Origin of the sequence: Cryptosporangium aurantiacum, from assembly GCF_900143005.1 — a bacterium.
Classification (GTDB): Bacteria; Actinomycetota; Actinomycetes; order Mycobacteriales; family Cryptosporangiaceae; genus Cryptosporangium; species Cryptosporangium aurantiacum.
This window is the reverse complement of the sequence record NZ_FRCS01000004.1, coordinates 662,336-677,893: the sequence shown is the minus strand read 5'-3', so window position 1 is coordinate 677,893 and position 15,558 is coordinate 662,336. Positions and strand designations below refer to the sequence as shown.

Annotated in this window: 12 protein-coding genes; 5 read left to right on the top strand and 7 right to left on the bottom strand. The window is 69.7% G+C overall.

Annotated features, from left to right (window positions below; translation table 11 throughout):
* Positions 1-135 carry a hypothetical protein gene (locus tag BUB75_RS48150; protein WP_281248323.1) on the bottom strand — a complete coding sequence of 45 codons (135 nt, stop codon included), beginning with the start codon at positions 133-135 and terminating at the stop codon, positions 1-3.
* An 83-nt stretch (positions 136-218) separates the two neighbouring features.
* Between BUB75_RS48150 and BUB75_RS17475 the strand changes: the two genes are divergently transcribed.
* The gene (locus BUB75_RS17475; protein WP_073258346.1) at positions 219-2,369 is read left to right on the top strand and encodes a tetratricopeptide repeat protein; all 2,151 of its coding nucleotides are present in this window, start codon (positions 219-221) and stop codon (positions 2,367-2,369) included.
* On the opposite strand, the gene BUB75_RS17470 is transcribed toward BUB75_RS17475, so the two are convergent.
* The 3 genes from BUB75_RS17470 to BUB75_RS17460 all read right to left on the bottom strand — a co-directional run bounded on the left by BUB75_RS17470 (position 2,293) and on the right by BUB75_RS17460 (position 6,140).
* Positions 2,293-3,564 (bottom strand): CDP-glycerol glycerophosphotransferase family protein, encoded by a 1,272-nt coding sequence (locus tag BUB75_RS17470; RefSeq protein ID WP_245806277.1) that lies wholly within the window; start codon positions 3,562-3,564, stop codon positions 2,293-2,295. The genes BUB75_RS17475 and BUB75_RS17470 overlap by 77 nt on opposite strands.
* Positions 3,462-4,019 (bottom strand): hypothetical protein, encoded by a 558-nt coding sequence (locus BUB75_RS47665; RefSeq protein ID WP_245806274.1) that lies wholly within the window; start codon positions 4,017-4,019, stop codon positions 3,462-3,464. The genes BUB75_RS17470 and BUB75_RS47665 overlap by 103 nt, the downstream gene beginning before the upstream one ends.
* A gap of 117 nt (positions 4,020-4,136) precedes the next feature.
* Complete coding sequence (locus BUB75_RS17460) at positions 4,137-6,140, bottom strand: glycoside hydrolase family 3 protein (protein WP_178379891.1); 2,004 nt, start codon at positions 6,138-6,140, stop codon at positions 4,137-4,139.
* A 205-nt stretch (positions 6,141-6,345) separates the two neighbouring features.
* Here BUB75_RS17460 and BUB75_RS44270 point away from each other — a divergent pair, with 205 nt between their 5' ends.
* A complete protein-coding gene (locus BUB75_RS44270) occupies positions 6,346-6,672 on the top strand; it encodes a hypothetical protein (RefSeq protein WP_073258342.1) in 327 nt (108 codons plus the stop codon).
* 4 nt (positions 6,673-6,676) lie between these two features.
* Here the strand turns inward: BUB75_RS44270 and BUB75_RS17450 are convergent, their stop codons facing one another.
* From BUB75_RS17450 to BUB75_RS17435, 3 genes are all read right to left on the bottom strand, one after another.
* Positions 6,677-6,964 (bottom strand): YiaA/YiaB family inner membrane protein, encoded by a 288-nt coding sequence (locus tag BUB75_RS17450; RefSeq protein WP_073258341.1) that lies wholly within the window; start codon positions 6,962-6,964, stop codon positions 6,677-6,679.
* Positions 6,965-7,434: 470 nt separating this feature from the next.
* Positions 7,435-8,214 carry a DUF7873 family protein gene (locus BUB75_RS17440; protein WP_218617577.1) on the bottom strand — a complete coding sequence of 260 codons (780 nt, stop codon included), beginning with the start codon at positions 8,212-8,214 and terminating at the stop codon, positions 7,435-7,437.
* Between the two features lie 44 nt (positions 8,215-8,258).
* Positions 8,259-9,395 (bottom strand): helix-turn-helix domain-containing protein, encoded by a 1,137-nt coding sequence (locus BUB75_RS17435; RefSeq protein WP_073258340.1) that lies wholly within the window; start codon positions 9,393-9,395, stop codon positions 8,259-8,261.
* Positions 9,396-9,502: 107 nt separating this feature from the next.
* On the opposite strand from BUB75_RS17435, the gene BUB75_RS47140 reads away from it, so the two are divergent.
* The 3 genes from BUB75_RS47140 to BUB75_RS17415 all read left to right on the top strand — a co-directional run bounded on the left by BUB75_RS47140 (position 9,503) and on the right by BUB75_RS17415 (position 15,465).
* Positions 9,503-11,989, top strand: a complete 2,487-nt coding sequence (locus tag BUB75_RS47140; protein WP_218617576.1) for an aminotransferase class III-fold pyridoxal phosphate-dependent enzyme — start codon at positions 9,503-9,505, stop codon at positions 11,987-11,989.
* Positions 11,986-13,572, top strand: coding sequence for a xylulokinase (locus BUB75_RS17420; protein ID WP_073258338.1), 1,587 nt, complete (start codon positions 11,986-11,988; stop codon positions 13,570-13,572). The genes BUB75_RS47140 and BUB75_RS17420 overlap by 4 nt, the downstream gene beginning before the upstream one ends.
* Positions 13,573-13,749: 177 nt before the next feature.
* Positions 13,750-15,465 (top strand): L-lactate permease, encoded by a 1,716-nt coding sequence (locus BUB75_RS17415; protein WP_073258336.1) that lies wholly within the window; start codon positions 13,750-13,752, stop codon positions 15,463-15,465.
* The last annotated feature ends 93 nt before the right edge of the window (positions 15,466-15,558 follow it).

The following is a 15,558-nucleotide window of genomic DNA, read 5'->3' as shown; positions in this document are numbered from 1 at the left end:
TCACTCCATGGTGATGCTGATCGTGTGGGCCTGGAAGACGGCGCGGGCTTCGACGTCCGCCTCTCCGCTGATCGTGTTCCGAACCTCGGGGTTGGGTTCCGGGGTCGGTGTTTCGGGCGGGGCGTCGTCATCCATGCGCTGATCCCTTCTGCACGGTGGGCTCGGTGTTCTACGGTAACCGCGAGCCGATACCGTCCGTAGGCCGTTCAGTGCGTCGGGTGAGGGAGGGCGTCCAGATGCTTCCGCCGGACGGGACCGACGGATCGGTGCGCAACGAACTGTCCGGCCATGCCAGGGCGGAGTTCCTGGTGATGGCCGGACGGGCCGAGATCCACACCGGAGACCGGCGCTCGACACCCGAGGCTGTCGTACCCCGGCAGCTCCGCCGCGCCCCGGACCGATTCGTCGACCGCGATCAGCAGCGCGCGGCGCTGAACGAGGGACTTGCCGCTTCCAGCCGCACCGGGCCGCTGGTGGTGTTACTCGTCGGCCCCGGCGGCGCCGGGAAATCGGCGCTGGCGTTGCACTGGCTGGACGTCGTCAAGGGCGAGTTTCCGGACGGCCACTTCCAGCTCGACCTCGGCGGCAGCACGGGCCATGCTGTCTCTCCGCACGACGCACTCGGCGAGCTGCTCCGGGCGACCGGCGTCGCACCGGAGGCAGTGGCCGACACCCTCGACGGGCGGGAGAAGGACTGGCGGACCTGGACCGACTCGCGCCGGGTCGTCCTCCTGGCCGACGACGCCGTCACCGCAGCCCAAGTGCGCTCGGTGCTGCCCGCCTCTCCGGGAAGCCTCGTCGTGGTCACCAGCCGTTCGACGCTCGGCGCGCTGTGGGTGGACCTCACCCCGGTCGAGGTGCGCGTCGGGCCGCTCCCGACGGACGCTGCGCGTGACCTGCTGAGTCGAATCGTGGGCGACGACCGTGTCCGCGACGAGCCGGGAGCCGCCGAGGAACTGGTCGAGCTGTGCGGACGCTCGCCGCTGGCGATCACGCTGGTGGGCGTCCGGGGCAGGTTGCGGCCGAGAACTCGGCTGACGACGCTGGCCGAGCAGCTTCGCGGCCACCGGTTGCTGGGCATGAACGTCGCCGGGGACGTCGCACTTCGCGCCGGCTTTGACGTCGCCTACCGGGAGCTGTCGCCGCCGGTGGCCGCGCTCTACCGTGCGCTCGGCGCGCATCCCGGCCCGGAGTTCGGTCTGCAGGTTGCTGCTGCCGCGGTCGGCGAGGACCTCGACGTCGTCCGCGAGTGGCTGGACGATCTCGCCGACCGCAGCTTCCTCCAACCGGTGGGCGAGGACCGCTACAGGTTCCACCATCTGTTCTGGGAACACGCGGGGGAGACCGGCGCCGAGGTCCGCGCCGACGCGCGGCGAGCGATCGTCGAGTGGTACCTGCGGCAAGCGGTCCTGGCCGAAGTGCTGATCACGCCGCGACGCTGGCGGGTCGGCCCGCCGTATCCGGTGCCGACCGGTCCGAGCACTCCGGCGGAGCGCGCCACCGCGATGGCGTGGCTGGAGGCCGAGCACGGCAACCTGGTCGCGGCGGTCCTGGCCACGGCTGACGACGAAGCGCTGGCTGAACAGTGCTGGCAGCTGTGCCAGGCACTGTGGACGATCTGCTTCCGGCGCAAGCACCACCAGGACGGCGTCGCCACGCACACGGTGGGGATCGCAGTCGCGGAGCGGCTGGGAAACGTCCTGGCGCAGGCCCGGCTCCGGTGCCAGCGCGGGCTCTTCCACCTGGAGATGGGCGACGTAAGCCGGGCCGGCGAAGACTTCGCGGTGGCGCTGGCCACGGCGCGCCGCTGCGGTGATCGACAGGCCACCTCGACCGCGCTGGAGCTGCTGGGGCTGGTCGCGCTCGCCGACCGCCGTGGTGCGGAGGCGCTGGACTGGTTCGACCAGGCCGTCGCGGCCGCCGATCCGGGCAACCGCAGAGGTGCCGCCCTCCTCACCCATCATCGCGGTCGCGCCTACAGCCTTCTCGGCGATCACGATCGCGCTCGCACGTTGCTGCGGGACGCGATCGATCGGTTCGTCGCGCTGCCGGACGAGTACAACCAGGCCCGCGTCCTGACCAGCCTCGGCGAGACCGAGTTACGAGCCGGTCGGCCGGAGGCCGCGCTGGCGCCCCTGCGTGGCGCCCGGGACGGTATGCACGAGGCCGACGCGCCGTACCAGGAGGCGCGGGTCGTGCTGCTGCTGGCGATCGCCGCCGGGCGCGCGGGCCTTCGTGATCAAGCGCGCACCCATTGGGGCCAGGCTGCGGAGCTGTGCCGCGCGGTCGGGCTCAGTGATCCGGGCGTTCTCGCTCGGCGGTTCGCCGAGTTCGAATTCGAGCCGGATGAGTCGTCGCCACCGGCGTGAGCCGGACACGGTGGCGCCGCGCTCCGACGACGAGGGTGAACACGGGCGGCGTCGAACGATTGGCCAGCAGCGCCAGCACACCGGCGGTGACACAGGCCGCATCCGGCGCGCCGACGGTCACGCGAGCCACGAACAGCTGCCCGCTCCGCGTCCCGATCAAGCTTGTGGACGCGGTGAGTGCGACGGCGGCGAGCGTGCAACCCGGCAGACGTCCCAGCGCGGATCGGATCCAACGGCGGGGACGCCCGGCGGTGTCCTCGATGGTCGCCACCACCGTGTCGGCCGCCGCCAGCAGCTGCGGATCGTCGTGGCGCCAGGCCACCGACAGGTGGGTGACGCCGTCCGGGGGATCGTCGAGCCGCAACGCGGCGGGGTAGCGCTCGACCGCGACGACGTCCCGGTGGTGAACGGTCGTCATCACGGTTGCGGTGACCGGCGTCGGGTCGGGGGAGCGGGGGATCGGCACGATCGGGGTGCGAGCCGGTGCGCTCGGTTCGGGCAGCCGGAGCTGTTCGTAGAGGAGCGCGCGGATCAGCGCGGCGGATTGACCCGGTGCGCTGCTGGCCTCGGCGGTGAGGTGGACGTAGCGGTGGTGCTGCGGGTCGCGGATCACGGCGTCCAGTTGGTGGCGTAACGGCTGGGACGGATCGAGCCGTGGCGCGGCGACCAGCAACCGTGCCATCGGGGACGCGGGGTCCAGCTCGGACGGTTCGACGACGGCAAACGCGATCGGTCGATCCGCCGCCGCGGCGTAGAACATCACCGAGCCGTGGTCGCCGACGACAAGATCCGCGGCCACCACCGCTGCCTGCCATCCCTCTTCCGGCGGTAGCAGCGCGACTCCCGCGCGTCGGTACGGCGCCATCCATGCCCGTACTTGGTAGGGCGAGTGCCAGTGCCAGACGTTCGGGTGGAGTGCGAGCACCAGCGCGTACCGATCGAGGGGGAGCTCGGCGGCCAGTTGGAGAGCGAGGCCGGGAAGGCGGCCGTCCAAGGATCGGCTACCCCAGGTCGAGCTCAGCACCACCAGGCGTCGGTCCGGTTCGACGCCGAGCGCTGCGCGGTAGGCGTCCCGGAGATGGTGGCTGGCGTTCAGCCGGTCGAGGCACGGGTCACCGGCGACGACCGCGACGTCGGCAGCCGGCGGGTAGTACCGCCGAAGGCGGGCGAGTTGTTCGTCGGAGGAGAGGACCAGCGCATCGGGGACGAGCGCGCCCTGCGGTGCCAGCCAGGGCGCCGACAGGCCGAAGACCGGAAGATTCGATGGTTCGATGGTTCGATGGTTCGATGGTTCGATGGTTCGAGTAACTTATTGTAACCGATACCGTGCGGGAGGGTTACCAGGGGCGCTCGGATCGCCGCGAGGTCACCGCCGTAGCTGGTCGCTATCGCGAGGTCGAACTCGCTGGTGATTGCCTCGGCCCACGACAGGGCGTGCGCGCCGAGGCGCTCGAGATAGGCGTCGATACCGCGGCCGAACGCACTGGAGCCGGTGACCGTGAAGACGATCTGAACGCGTGGGTCGGAATCGAGGACGGTGAGGATCTCGGTCAGCCGGATCGCGGAGGTGACGTTGTGGACCACCGCCAGGACCGTCTTTTCCGGTTGCCGTGTCCGCCATCGCTCGACCTGGCCAATCGCGGAGGACACGGGCACAGGCTAGCTGGGCTCGCGGCAGTGCCCGCGCGTTGCGTGCGCTCACCACGAGCACGGGGTGCCTGACGGTGACCGCCGGACGGGCGTCCTGGCGGTCACCGTCCACCCGGCTCAGGTCCGCAGCCCCCATCCGTACGGGAACAGCGGACGGTACGTCGCGTCGCCGACGTTCACCGGCACCGCGTCGACGCTGCGCGGCCAGCTCACCGGCAGCCGGCCGGTGAATCGTCGCTGCCCGAACAAGACGTCCGCGACGCCGGCGCCTTCACTGCCGGGAAGCCACGAGGCCACCAGGGCGTCCATCGACCCGAGTTGATCGGTGACGACCTGCGGCCGGCCCGAGACGAGCAGAACCACGCAGGTGCCGACCGCACCGCAGACCTTCTCGACGACCGCGCGGTCGCCGGGCTGCAGCGTCAGCAGCTTCGGCTCCCGCTGCTCGGGTGTACCGGTCTGCCAGATCGGCCCGCCGACGTCACCGAACCCCTCGGCGTAGGGCGTCTCCCCGACGACGACGACGCCGACGTCGGAGTTGGTCATCGGAGCGGACGCGTCCGCGCTGTAGGTCACTCGCGCCTGTGGTGCGACCTCGCGGATTCCCTCCAGGATCGTCGTACCGGGGATGGCGTCGCCGGACCGGCCCTGCCAGTCGATCGTCCAGCCACCGGCCTGGTTGCCGATGTTGTCGGCGTTGCGGCCGGCGACGTAGATCCGGGCGTTCTTGCGCAAGGGAAGGGCCTTGCCGCTGTTCTTGAGCAACACCTGCGACCTGGCAACGGCGTCGCGCGCCAGCTTCCGGTGTGCGGCGCTGCCGATCACGTCGATCCGGTCGGCCGGGGCGTAGGGGCGCTCGAACAGTCCCATCCGGAACTTCGTCCGCAGAATGCGGCGGACCGCGTCGTCGATCCGGGCCTGGCTGACCCGGCCGGCGGTGACCTCGGCCTTCAGCAGCTGCTGGAACTGGGGGGCGGTGTTGGGCTCCATGAACATGTCGATGCCGGCGTTGACCGAGATCCGGACCTGGGCCGCAGTGGGGCGGGGTGCGCCGGCGGGCACCGACGGGTCGGGGATCTGGTGAATGCCTTCCCAGTCGGAGATGACGAACCCGTCGAACCGCATCCGACCCTTCAGCTCGCCGGTGATCAGCTCGCGGCTGGCGTGCATCTTCACCGGGTTGCCGACGCCGTCCTCGGTCCAGTCGACGCTGGAGAACGAGGGCATGACGGTGCCGACGCCGTGCTTGCGGATGGCGGCGACGAACGGCGCCAGGTTGATCCGGGCGAAGTCGGCCCGGCTGGTGACCGTGATGCCCTGATCGATCGTGAAGTCGCCCTCACCGGTTCCGTACTCGGTGTCGCCGTCACCGGCGTAGTGCTTCGCGGTGGCGAGGACCCGGTCCGGCCGGCTGGGGTCGTCGCCCTGCAGGCCGTCGATCGCGGTCGTCATCTCGGTGACCAGCCGCGGATCCTCGCCGAAGCTCTCGTAGCTGCGTCCCCACCGTTCGTCGCGGGTGACACAGATGCACGGCGCGAAGTTCCACGGGACACCGCTGGCCCGCGTTTCGGCCGCGGTGGCGGCGTAGACCCGCTTCACCAGCCCGGGATCCCGGGTCGAGCCCAGGCCGATGTTGTGCGGGAAGACCGTGGCCCCGAGCAGGTTTCCGTGGCCGTGCACCGCGTCGACCCCGTAGATCATCGGGATCTTCAGCCGTGTGTTCAGCGCGTTCCGCTGGAACGTGTTGACCATCGACACCCAGGCTGCCGCGGTGTTCGGGGTGGGTGTGGAACCGCCGCCGGACAGGATCGAGCCCAGATACCAGTCGGTGATCCGGGTCGGTGCGTCCGCGACGGCGGCCCGCTCGGCCTGCGTCATCTGGCCGATCTTCTCGTCCAGCGTCATGCGCCGGATCAGGTCGTCGACGCGTTGCTCGACCGGTAAGCGCGGGTTCAGGTACGGCACGGCGGCGGGTACCGCGGGCGCCGTCGTGGGCACGGCCTTCGCGACGTCGGTGAACGCCGCCGAGGACAACGTGAGTAGGGGTGCGAGTAGTAGGACGACAGCCCGGTGGGGTCGCCGTCGTGGGGGTCGGGTCGCCGGTGGAATGCGTCGCTGCATGCCGCCCTCCTCGATGAGAGAGAACCGGCTCGCCGGGTCGGGGGCCGGTTCGACCGCACCGTCGATTGTGGCCCGTTGCGAGGCGAATTTGGCATTTTTCGCAGCATTGGATCCGCTATGCCCGCCAGGTCTACCGCTATTTGTTGGCTCGTAGGAATGAGTGTAGAGTCGCCATCGCGTAGGAGATCGAGTTCTGGGAGGATTGATGACGACCGAAGTTCTGGATGCGCTCGCGGCATTAGATCGTCGAGTCACTGCCCTGGAGGACCGAGCCGAGAGGGAGACGGGCTTCCGAATGTCCATCGAGAGTGATCTGGCCACGATCAAGACTCGGCAAGCTGCGCAGGGCCAGATGCTTCAAGCGCTGCATCTCACCCAGAGCGAGCACACCGGGCGGCTGAACGCGATCGAAGCCAAGCTGGACGAGCACGGCCGGGTGTTGGCGGAGCACGGGCTCAAGTTGAGCGCTCTGGAGGGTGGCGTCGACCGGATCATCGGCATGCTCGACACGCTGATCGCCCGCGAGCGCTGATCGCCTATCCGTTCGTGGCGAACGGGTCGTGCTCGGCGAGCAGTTTGTCGATCCGGGCCTGGTCGACGCGGCTTACGACCGCTGTCGCCTCCTGCTGGTCACGGACGCACTTGGCCAGCGTGAACGTCGACGTCACGAGGTAGAGCAGGCTGAGCGCGAGGAACGCTCGCGGCCAGGGCCCGACCGGCAGGTTGAGGACGGCGAAGCCGGCGGCCAGCACGGCGACCCCGAACGAGATCCCGGACTGGACGAAGAACGCGGTAGTCGTCTTGCGCGGAGGAGTCGTGGTCATGGCCAAATGGTCCGGACCAGCGACGCCGGCGTCTTGAGCAGTGCTACTCAGAAATGTGGCGGCCCCGGGGGCTTTACCCGTCCCCCGGGGCCTGAACGTGGTGTCGAGCCACGTTGGAGTCGGCGGGAATCGAACCCGCACTTCATCCTCTGAAGGGATGCGCGCTTCCGTTGCGCTACAACTCTCGCCTCGCGTTGACGACCTCCGTCACCGTCGGCGCCGGTCAGCCTGATTCGCTGCGCTCTGCCGTTGAGCCATTCCGCCGTGGTGGAGGCGGAACCGGGATTCGAACCCGGACTCTCAGCGAGTGAGCCGGCGTACATGGTGTCGGACGGCCCGAGGCGATATTCAGTTTGGCGCAAGAGCTTCAACCTGAAGGCGGGCGCATCTGCCCTGGTCAGCCTCAATCTCAGTCTCAGCTTCTCCGGCTTTTGCGGCCGGTACCCCGCGCGCCAGCGGGGAGCTCTGGGTCAGTCCCGCAGAAGGTATCCGGTCAGTGCGGCACCGAGGGGGTTGTCCACAACCTCCTCCATGTTCGCCTGCTCACGCGCCATCCGAACGGCTGCGATGAGCTTGTCGACGCGGTCGAGCAGCGTCGCCTTCCGGCCGGCCGGGATCGCTCCGGAGAGCTTCACGGTCGTCCAGAAACCGACCACGACGTCCTCGTTGTACGAGGTGACCTGCGCCGGGTGCTTCTCGGTGGCCTCGTAGAGCACCTGCACCCGCGGGACCTTCGCGGTGCGGGTCGTCTCCCGCGGATCGGACCGATAGGCACCCGCGTCGGCGTCCCGGGTCCAGACGTCGGCGATGTCGAGAACCGGCAGTTTGGCCACGACGCCGCGCCAGTCGATCAGTTCCTTCTCCAGCGTCATCAGGAACGTGACCGGCACCTGCGCCGCGATCGTCTCGCCGTCGACGACGATGTCGCCGCGGGCACGCGCGTTCGTCTCGTCCTTGCTCGCCGTGACGTCGAACAGGCGGGACAGCGTGCGGGCCGCTTCGTCGAGAAGCTCGTCGACGTGTACCTGGACGCGGGTCCGCTCGTCGGGGAGCCGGACGCCCTCGTCGTCGATCGGCCGGTAGGTCCGGATCAGACCGGTGAGAGCCGCCTCCAGCGAACCGCGCTGCATCTGCTGGTGGATCGTCGTCTGCGCGTCCTTGGCACGAGCCTTGACGCTCTTCTCGATCGCGACGAGCTGGTTGAGCAGCGTCGTCCGGTTGCGGGCCTGGGTGGTGGTGGTCGTGCTCACATCCGCGAACTTTATGACTCACCGTCAACGGCGCCAACCGAGTTTCACCGCGACGACAGCACGAGCAGCAGCTCGAACCGCCGCTGTGGATCGTCCAAAGTGCCCCCGAGCAGCTCCCGCAGGAGCTTCAACCGGTAGCTGACCGTCTGCGGGTGCACGAACAGCTCGGCGGCCACCTCGTTGCGCGCTCCCCAGTGCAGCAACCAGCTGTGCAGCGTGTCGAGCAGCCGGTCGCGCTGCGTCGGACGGAGGTGCTGCAGCGGCGCCAGCCGACGCGCGGCCAGCACCGCCAGCGCGGCCGGCTCACCGCGCAACGCGAGCGTCGCCAGGTGTTCCTCGACGAACACCGGCTCGGCGCCGGTGCCCACCAATTCCGCCGTGAGCTCGGTCAGCCGCACGCCTTCCGGGGTGCGGTCCCAGCTCAGCGGTGGTCCGACGACGGCGCCCCGCCCGTGCAGTGCGTCCGGCGCCGGAGAACTCCGCAACAACAGCACGGCGTCGCGGGAACGCTCGACCACGATCCCTTCCGACCCGTACCGGAATCGGGCATCCCGCGCCTGGTCCAGCGGCAGGAGCACCGGCACGATCTCCTCCGGCGGAGGCCAGCCGATCGTGGTCGCCGCGGCCCCGACCACGCTCTCCGCCGTCCCGCCGCGGAGCAGCAGCTCGGCGAACTGACGCCGACGCCGGTCGCCCTCACCGGCCTGTTCGCGGAGCTGGCGACCGTATCCTTCGGTGCTGCCTGCCGACAGCTCGTCCACGAACGCGGTCACCGCGTCCGACAGGTCGATCAGCTCCGCGGCGCTCACCGGCCGTAGCTCGGCCAAGGCCTCGCTGAACTTCCGCAACATCAATCGGGACGCCGTCCGCAGCGCCGCGAGCAGCGCATCCGGCCCTCGTTCCTCCCGTGCCTCCGCGGCGCCGAGGCTCGCGAAGACCTCGCGGGACCGCGGTGGCAGCGCGGGCTCGTCGGTGCCCGCCAGGTCGAGGAATCGCTCCAGCGCAACCGTGACCGCGGTCCGTACGTCCCGCTCGAACTTCGGGTCGGAGATCGCGCTGAACGCGGGAGACGTCGCGGTGACCGCATCGACGATCTCCCGCACGGTCTCCTCCAGCCGAGGACGCACGGCAGGCGCAAGATCGTGCGGAAGGCGCCGCCACGGCGCCAGGATTATCACCACGAGACAAATCGTGCCCGATTTCTCGCTTGTTCGGGAACGGAGATTTTGTCGGTGGGGGCCGCCACGATGGTCAGGTGATCGCCCGCCTCTGAGTTCCGGGAGTCCCCATGGAGCACCGCACCTCCCGCCAGCACGTCGTGGACATGTGCCGCACGATGCTGGAGCGCGGCTACCTCAAGGCGACCGAGGGCAACGTCTCGGTCCGCGTACCGAGCCACGACTGCTACGCGGTCACGCCCAGCAACTACGACTACGACCGGATGCGCGCCGAGGACATCAGCCTGGTCGGGTTCGACGGGAAGCCGCTGCCGGGGTCGGGCTCCGGTCTGCCGCCGTCGATCGAGTGCGGGATGCACGCGAACATCTACCGCGAGCGGCCCGACGTCAACGCGATCGTGCACACGCACCAGCCGTACGCCTCGGCGCTGGCGTTCCTCCGCCGGGAGATCCCCGCGCTCACCGACGAGCAGGTCCGGTTCCTCGGGCGCAAGGTCGCGATCATCCCCTACGCGCCGTCGGGCACGAGCTTCCTCGCCGGGAAGGTGCAGAAGAAGGTCGCCAGCGGCGACAACGCGTTCATCATCGCCAACCACGGCATCATCGCGCTGGGCACCGACCCCGATCGTGCGGTGTTCAACATGGCGCTGCTGGAGAAGGTGTCGCTGGCCTACCTGCTGGCGCTGACCACCGAGGCCGGGAAGGTCTACACGATCCCGGACGCGATCCGCGAGATCGCGTTCACCAAGCTCCGCAAGGACGAGAAGCGGATCGCCGCCCAGATCACCGCAGCGGTGGAGCCCCTTCGCGTCCCCACGGACGAGTCGCTGCCCAGCGTCGCCGAGGCCGCCCGCCGAGCCGTGGCCGGCACCGGCTCAGCTCCGACGACCGTCCCCGCGCCGACCGTGGCCGTCCCCGCGCCGACCGTGGCCGCTCCGGTGCCCGCCGAGGCCGTCCCCGGAGCTGCCGACAGCAAGCCCGGCCTGGCCGCGGTCGTCGCCGCGGCGACCGACCTCGGATCCGCTGCGGGCGACGACCCGGCCGCGGCCCCGTCAGCGACGCCGGCCGAGGGTGCGGCCGCATCCGTCACGACCAACGACAAAACCGCTGCGGACGACGTCCCGCAACCAATTGGGGCGGAATCCGCAGCGCTCGGCTACGCGATCACGACCTATCCCGACGTCGACGACACGATGCGGCGGCTCAAGGCGCTGGTAGCGCAGCCGGTTCGCGGCCTCCGGCACGACGCGATGCACGACGTCCTCAACTACTTCGAGACGAAGTGCCGGGCCAGCAAGGAGATCACCGACCGGGCCAAACTCCGGATCCCCGGCGGCGTCCAGCACAACCTGGCGTTCAATTACCCGTTCCCGCTCGCGATCGACCGGGCGGAGGGCGCCTACCTCACCGACCGCGACGGCAACACGTACATCGACTTCCTGCAGGCAGGCGGCCCGACACTGCTCGGCAGCAACTACGCGCCGGTCAACGAGCGGGTAGCCGAGGTGATCAAGGCGAGTGGCCCGGTCACCGGCCTGTTCCACGAATACGAGCTCAAGCTCGCCGAGATCATCAACCGGTACATGCCGCACATCGAGATGTACCGGTCACTGGGTTCCGGCACCGAGGCCGTGATGGCCGCGGTGCGCGGCGCCCGCGCGTTCACCGGCAAGAACGTCGTGATCAAGGTCGGCGGTGCGTACCACGGCTGGTCCGACACGATGGTCTACGGCCTGCGGGTGCCCGGCACGTACCGGATGAACGCGAAGGGCATCCCGTTCGGCGCCACCAACAGCACGCGCGAGGCGTTCCCGCACGACCTCGGGCTGCTCAAGCGCAAGCTGATCGAGAACCGGCTGCGCGGTGGCACCGCAGCGGTCATCGTCGAGCCGGTGGGCCCGGAGTCCGGCACGCGGCCGGTGCCGTACGACTACAACGCCAAGGTGCGCGAGCTCTGCGACGAGTTCGGCGCGTTGCTCATCTTCGACGAGGTCGTCACCGGGTTCCGGCTCGGGCTCGGTGGGGCGTCCGGCTATTTCGGCGTCACCCCCGACCTCACCGTGCTGGGCAAGGCGGTCTCCGGCGGTTACCCGATGGCCGGCGGCGTCGGCGGCCGGGCCGACGTCATGGCGGTGTTCGGGTCCGGGCTGGACGGCAAGAACGGCTCGCACGTCCAGGTCGGTGGCACGCTGTCGGCGAACCCGCTGTCCTGCGCCGCCGGTTACTTCGCGATCGAGGAGATGGCCCGCACCAACGCCCCGGTACTCGCCGGGCGCGCCGGTGACCGGCTCACCCGTGGTCTGCAGCGGATCGTCGACAAGTACGGCCTGCCCTACGTCGTCTACAACCAGGGGTCGATCGTCCACCTGGAGTGCAGTGGCGTGATGTTGCTCGACATGCGTCACCCGGTGAAGCTGCTGAAGGAGAACAAGCCGCGTAAGCGGCTGATGGAAGAAATGAGCGCGGCGTACGCCGCGCACGGCATCATTACGCTCGCCGGTTCGCGGATGTACACGTCGATGGCCGACACCGACGAGGTGATCGACGACGCGCTGGCCCGGTTCGACCAGGTCTTCGCATTGGTGGAGGGCGTTTGAGCATCGAGCCGCAGGTGCTCGCGATCGACCTCGGGACGTCGGGCATGAAGGCGGCCCTGGTCGCCGCCGATGGCACCGTGACGGGCTGGGCCGAGCGTGAGGTGCCGCTGCACGTGCTGCCGGGCGGCGGCGCCGAACAGGACCCGTACGACTGGTGGAACGCGCTCGCCGACGTGGTGGCTGCGCTCGGCCGCTCGCACCCCGATCACCTGCGTGCGGTGACCACGGTCTGCTCCTCGACGCAGGGCGAGGGCACGATCCCGGTAGACGCCGACGGCGAGCCGTTGAGCCGGTGCATCACCTGGCTCGACATGCGCGGCGCGTCCCACCTGAAGAAGCAGTTCGGCGGGTTTCCGGCGGTCGACGGCATCTCGGTGCGTCGCATCGCCCGGTGGCTGCGGCTGACCGGCGGCATGCCGTCGACGACCGGCAAGGACCCCGCCGCGCACATGCTGCTGGTGCGCGACGAGATGCCCGAGATCTACGAGCGGACCGCCTCGTTCCTCAACGTGCTCGACTGGATCAACCTCAAGCTCACCGGGCGGACGGTGGCGACCGTCGATTCGATCCTGACGTCGTGGGTCACCGACAACCGGCGGCCGGCGCAGATCCGCTACTCGCCCGCGCTGGTCGCCGACAGCGGCATCGACCGCGACAAGCTGCCGCCGATCGTCGCCTGCACGGACGTGATCGGCGAGCTGTCCCCGAGCGCGGCCGCGCACCTTGGGCTGCCGCTGCGGGTGCAGGTCGTGGCCGGCGCGATCGACAACACCGCGGCCGCGGTCGGCGCCGGCACCGTCGCTGACAACCAGCCGCACCTGTACCTCGGGACGTCGTCGTGGATCGCCGCGCACGTCCGTCGCAAGAAGACCGACGTGTTCGCGCAGATCGCGTCGGTGCCCTGTGCGGTGCCCGACCGGTATCTGATGACCGCGCTGCAGGCCACCGCCGGCGCGAACCTCACCTGGCTGCGCGACAAGGTCGTGGAGTACGACGATCCGCTGGTCGGGGCCGGTCACATCAGCCGCGACGAGGGGTCGATCTTCGACGCGTTCGACCGGATCCTGCCGACGGTGCCCGCCGGGGCGAACGGCGTCCTCTACACGCCGTGGCTCTACGGCGAGCGTGCGCCGGTCGACGACCCGAAGCTGCGCGCCGGCTTCTTCAACATCTCGCTGGACACGAACCGCTCCGATCTGTTGCGTGCGGTGTTCGAGGGCGTCGCGTTCAACACCCGGTGGCTGTCCGGTGCGGTGAACAAGTTCCTCGGTGCGCCGGTGACGTCGCTGGTCATCACCGGCGGTGGTGCGCGGTCGGACGCGTGGTGCCAGATCTTCGCCGACGTCCTCGGCGTCGAGATCCGGCGAGACGCCCGGCCGGTCGCGGTCAACGCCCGGGGCGCGGGGTGGATCGGGGCGGTCGGCGCCGGGCTGGTCACGTTCCCGGAGATCGCGGACCTGGCCCGCAACGACGAGATCTTCGCCCCCGACGCGAAGGCGCACGAGGCCTACGAGGACGTGTTCGCGATCTACAAGACGCTGCACAAGCAACTTGCCCCGGTCTACCGCCGCCTCAACGCCTAACCGCGGCGGCGCCGCTGAGCAGGGTCGCGTGGTGCGTGACCTGATCGGGACAAAAACGGTCTCACTGAGTGATGACGGATTAGTCGCGCTCCGCATCGGGTAGCGCGATCATCGGATGACCACAGCTGTCCGACGGGGGGCCGGCACGGAGAGGAACCTCTCCGGGGAGGTGGCCACGTGTACCAACAGGTGCTCGACCCCGTCGCCAATTCGCTCGCGTGGAGTTCGCTCGTCGCGGCGATCCCGCTCGTCGTCCTGTTCATCCTGCTCGGCGTCTTCCGGATGCGCGCCTGGCTGGCGTCGCTGATCGCGCTGGCGGTCGCGCTCGTGGTGGCGATCGGCGTCTACGGCATGCCGGCCGGACAGGCGTTGCTCGCGACGTCCGAAGGGGCGGCGTTCGGGTTCTTCCCGATTCTCTGGATCGTCATCAACGCGATCTGGGTCTACAACATCACGGTCGAGACCGGCCACTTCGACGTGTTGCGGCGCAGCTTCACGCGGGTGAGCGACGACCGGCGGATCCAGGCGATCATCATCGCGTTCTCGTTCGGCGCGCTGATCGAGGCGCTCGCCGGGTTCGGCACGCCGGTCGCGGTGACGTCGGTGATGCTGATGGCGCTCGGGTTCTCGCCGCTGAAATCGGCGGTGCTGGCGCTGACCGCGAACACCGCGCCGGTGGCGTTCGGGGCGATGGCCACGCCGATTCTGACGCTCGGCACGGTGACCGACATCAGCAGCGACACGCTCGGGGCGATGGTCGGGCGGCAGACTCCGATCCTGGCGATCTTCGTGCCACTGGTGCTGGTGTTCATCGTGGACGGAGCGCGCGGACTGCGGGAGACGTGGGTGTTCGCGCTGGTGTGCGGTGCGACGTTCGGCATCGGGCAGTACGTCACGTCGAACTTCATCTCGGTGCCGCTGGCCGACGTGGTGGCGTCGCTGCTGTCGGTGGCGGCGCTGGTCGGGATCGTGCGGGTGTGGCGTCCGATCGCGAACCCGGTGACTGCCGAGGCGCTGGCCGCCGAGCGGCCGGGTCAGGGCTCCGACGACGCCGACGACGAACGCGACGACGCGCGCACGCCCACCGCCGCGGGGCGGGACGCCGAGCGCGAACCCGTCGAGGATTCCGGGGGAGCGGCGGCGTTACCGGATACGCGGGCTGAGATCGCGCGGGCCTACGCGCCGTACGCGATCATCATCGCGGTTTTTGTCGTGTGCCAGATCGGGCCGGTCAAGGAGTTCCTCGAGCGCGCCACCCAGACGATCAGCTGGCCAGGCCTGAACCTCACGAACACCAGTGGCGAAGAGCTCTCGCTGGTCGCGTTCAAGCTCAACTGGCTGACCACGCCCGGCACGCAGATGCTGGTGGCCGGGTTGCTGACGATGCTCGCGCTCAAGGTCTCGGTCGGCCGGGCGCTGCGGGCGTATGGCGTGACGTTGGACCAGCTCAAGTGGGCGATCCTGACCGTGATGACGGTGCTGGGCCTGGCGTTCATCATGAACGCATCGGGCCAGACCGTGACGCTGGGGACCTGGATGGCCGGGGCCGGCGGCCTGTTCGCGCTGATCTCGCCGATCCTCGGATGGCTCGGGGTCGCGGTCACCGGCTCGGATACGTCGTCCAACTCGTTGTTCGGCGCGTTGCAGGTGACCGCGGCGGAGCGGGCCGACCTGTCGGCGACGCTGATGGCGGCGTCGAACAGCTCCGGGGGCGTGCTCGGCAAGATGATCTCGCCGCAGAACCTCGCGATCGCGGCGGCGGCGGTGGGGCTGCAGAACTCGGAGGGGGACATCTTCCGCCGGGTCGTCGGGTGGAGCGTCGTGTTCCTCGCCGGAATTTGCCTGCTGAGCTGGCTCCAATCCACTGCGGTGCTGGCCTGGATGGTCCCGTAAACCCAGCGCCCCACCTTCGGCGCGGATGAAACGCGGATCGGTCCAGCCAGGGCTGGACCGATCCGCGTTTCATCTCGGAGCGGCCGCTCGGGA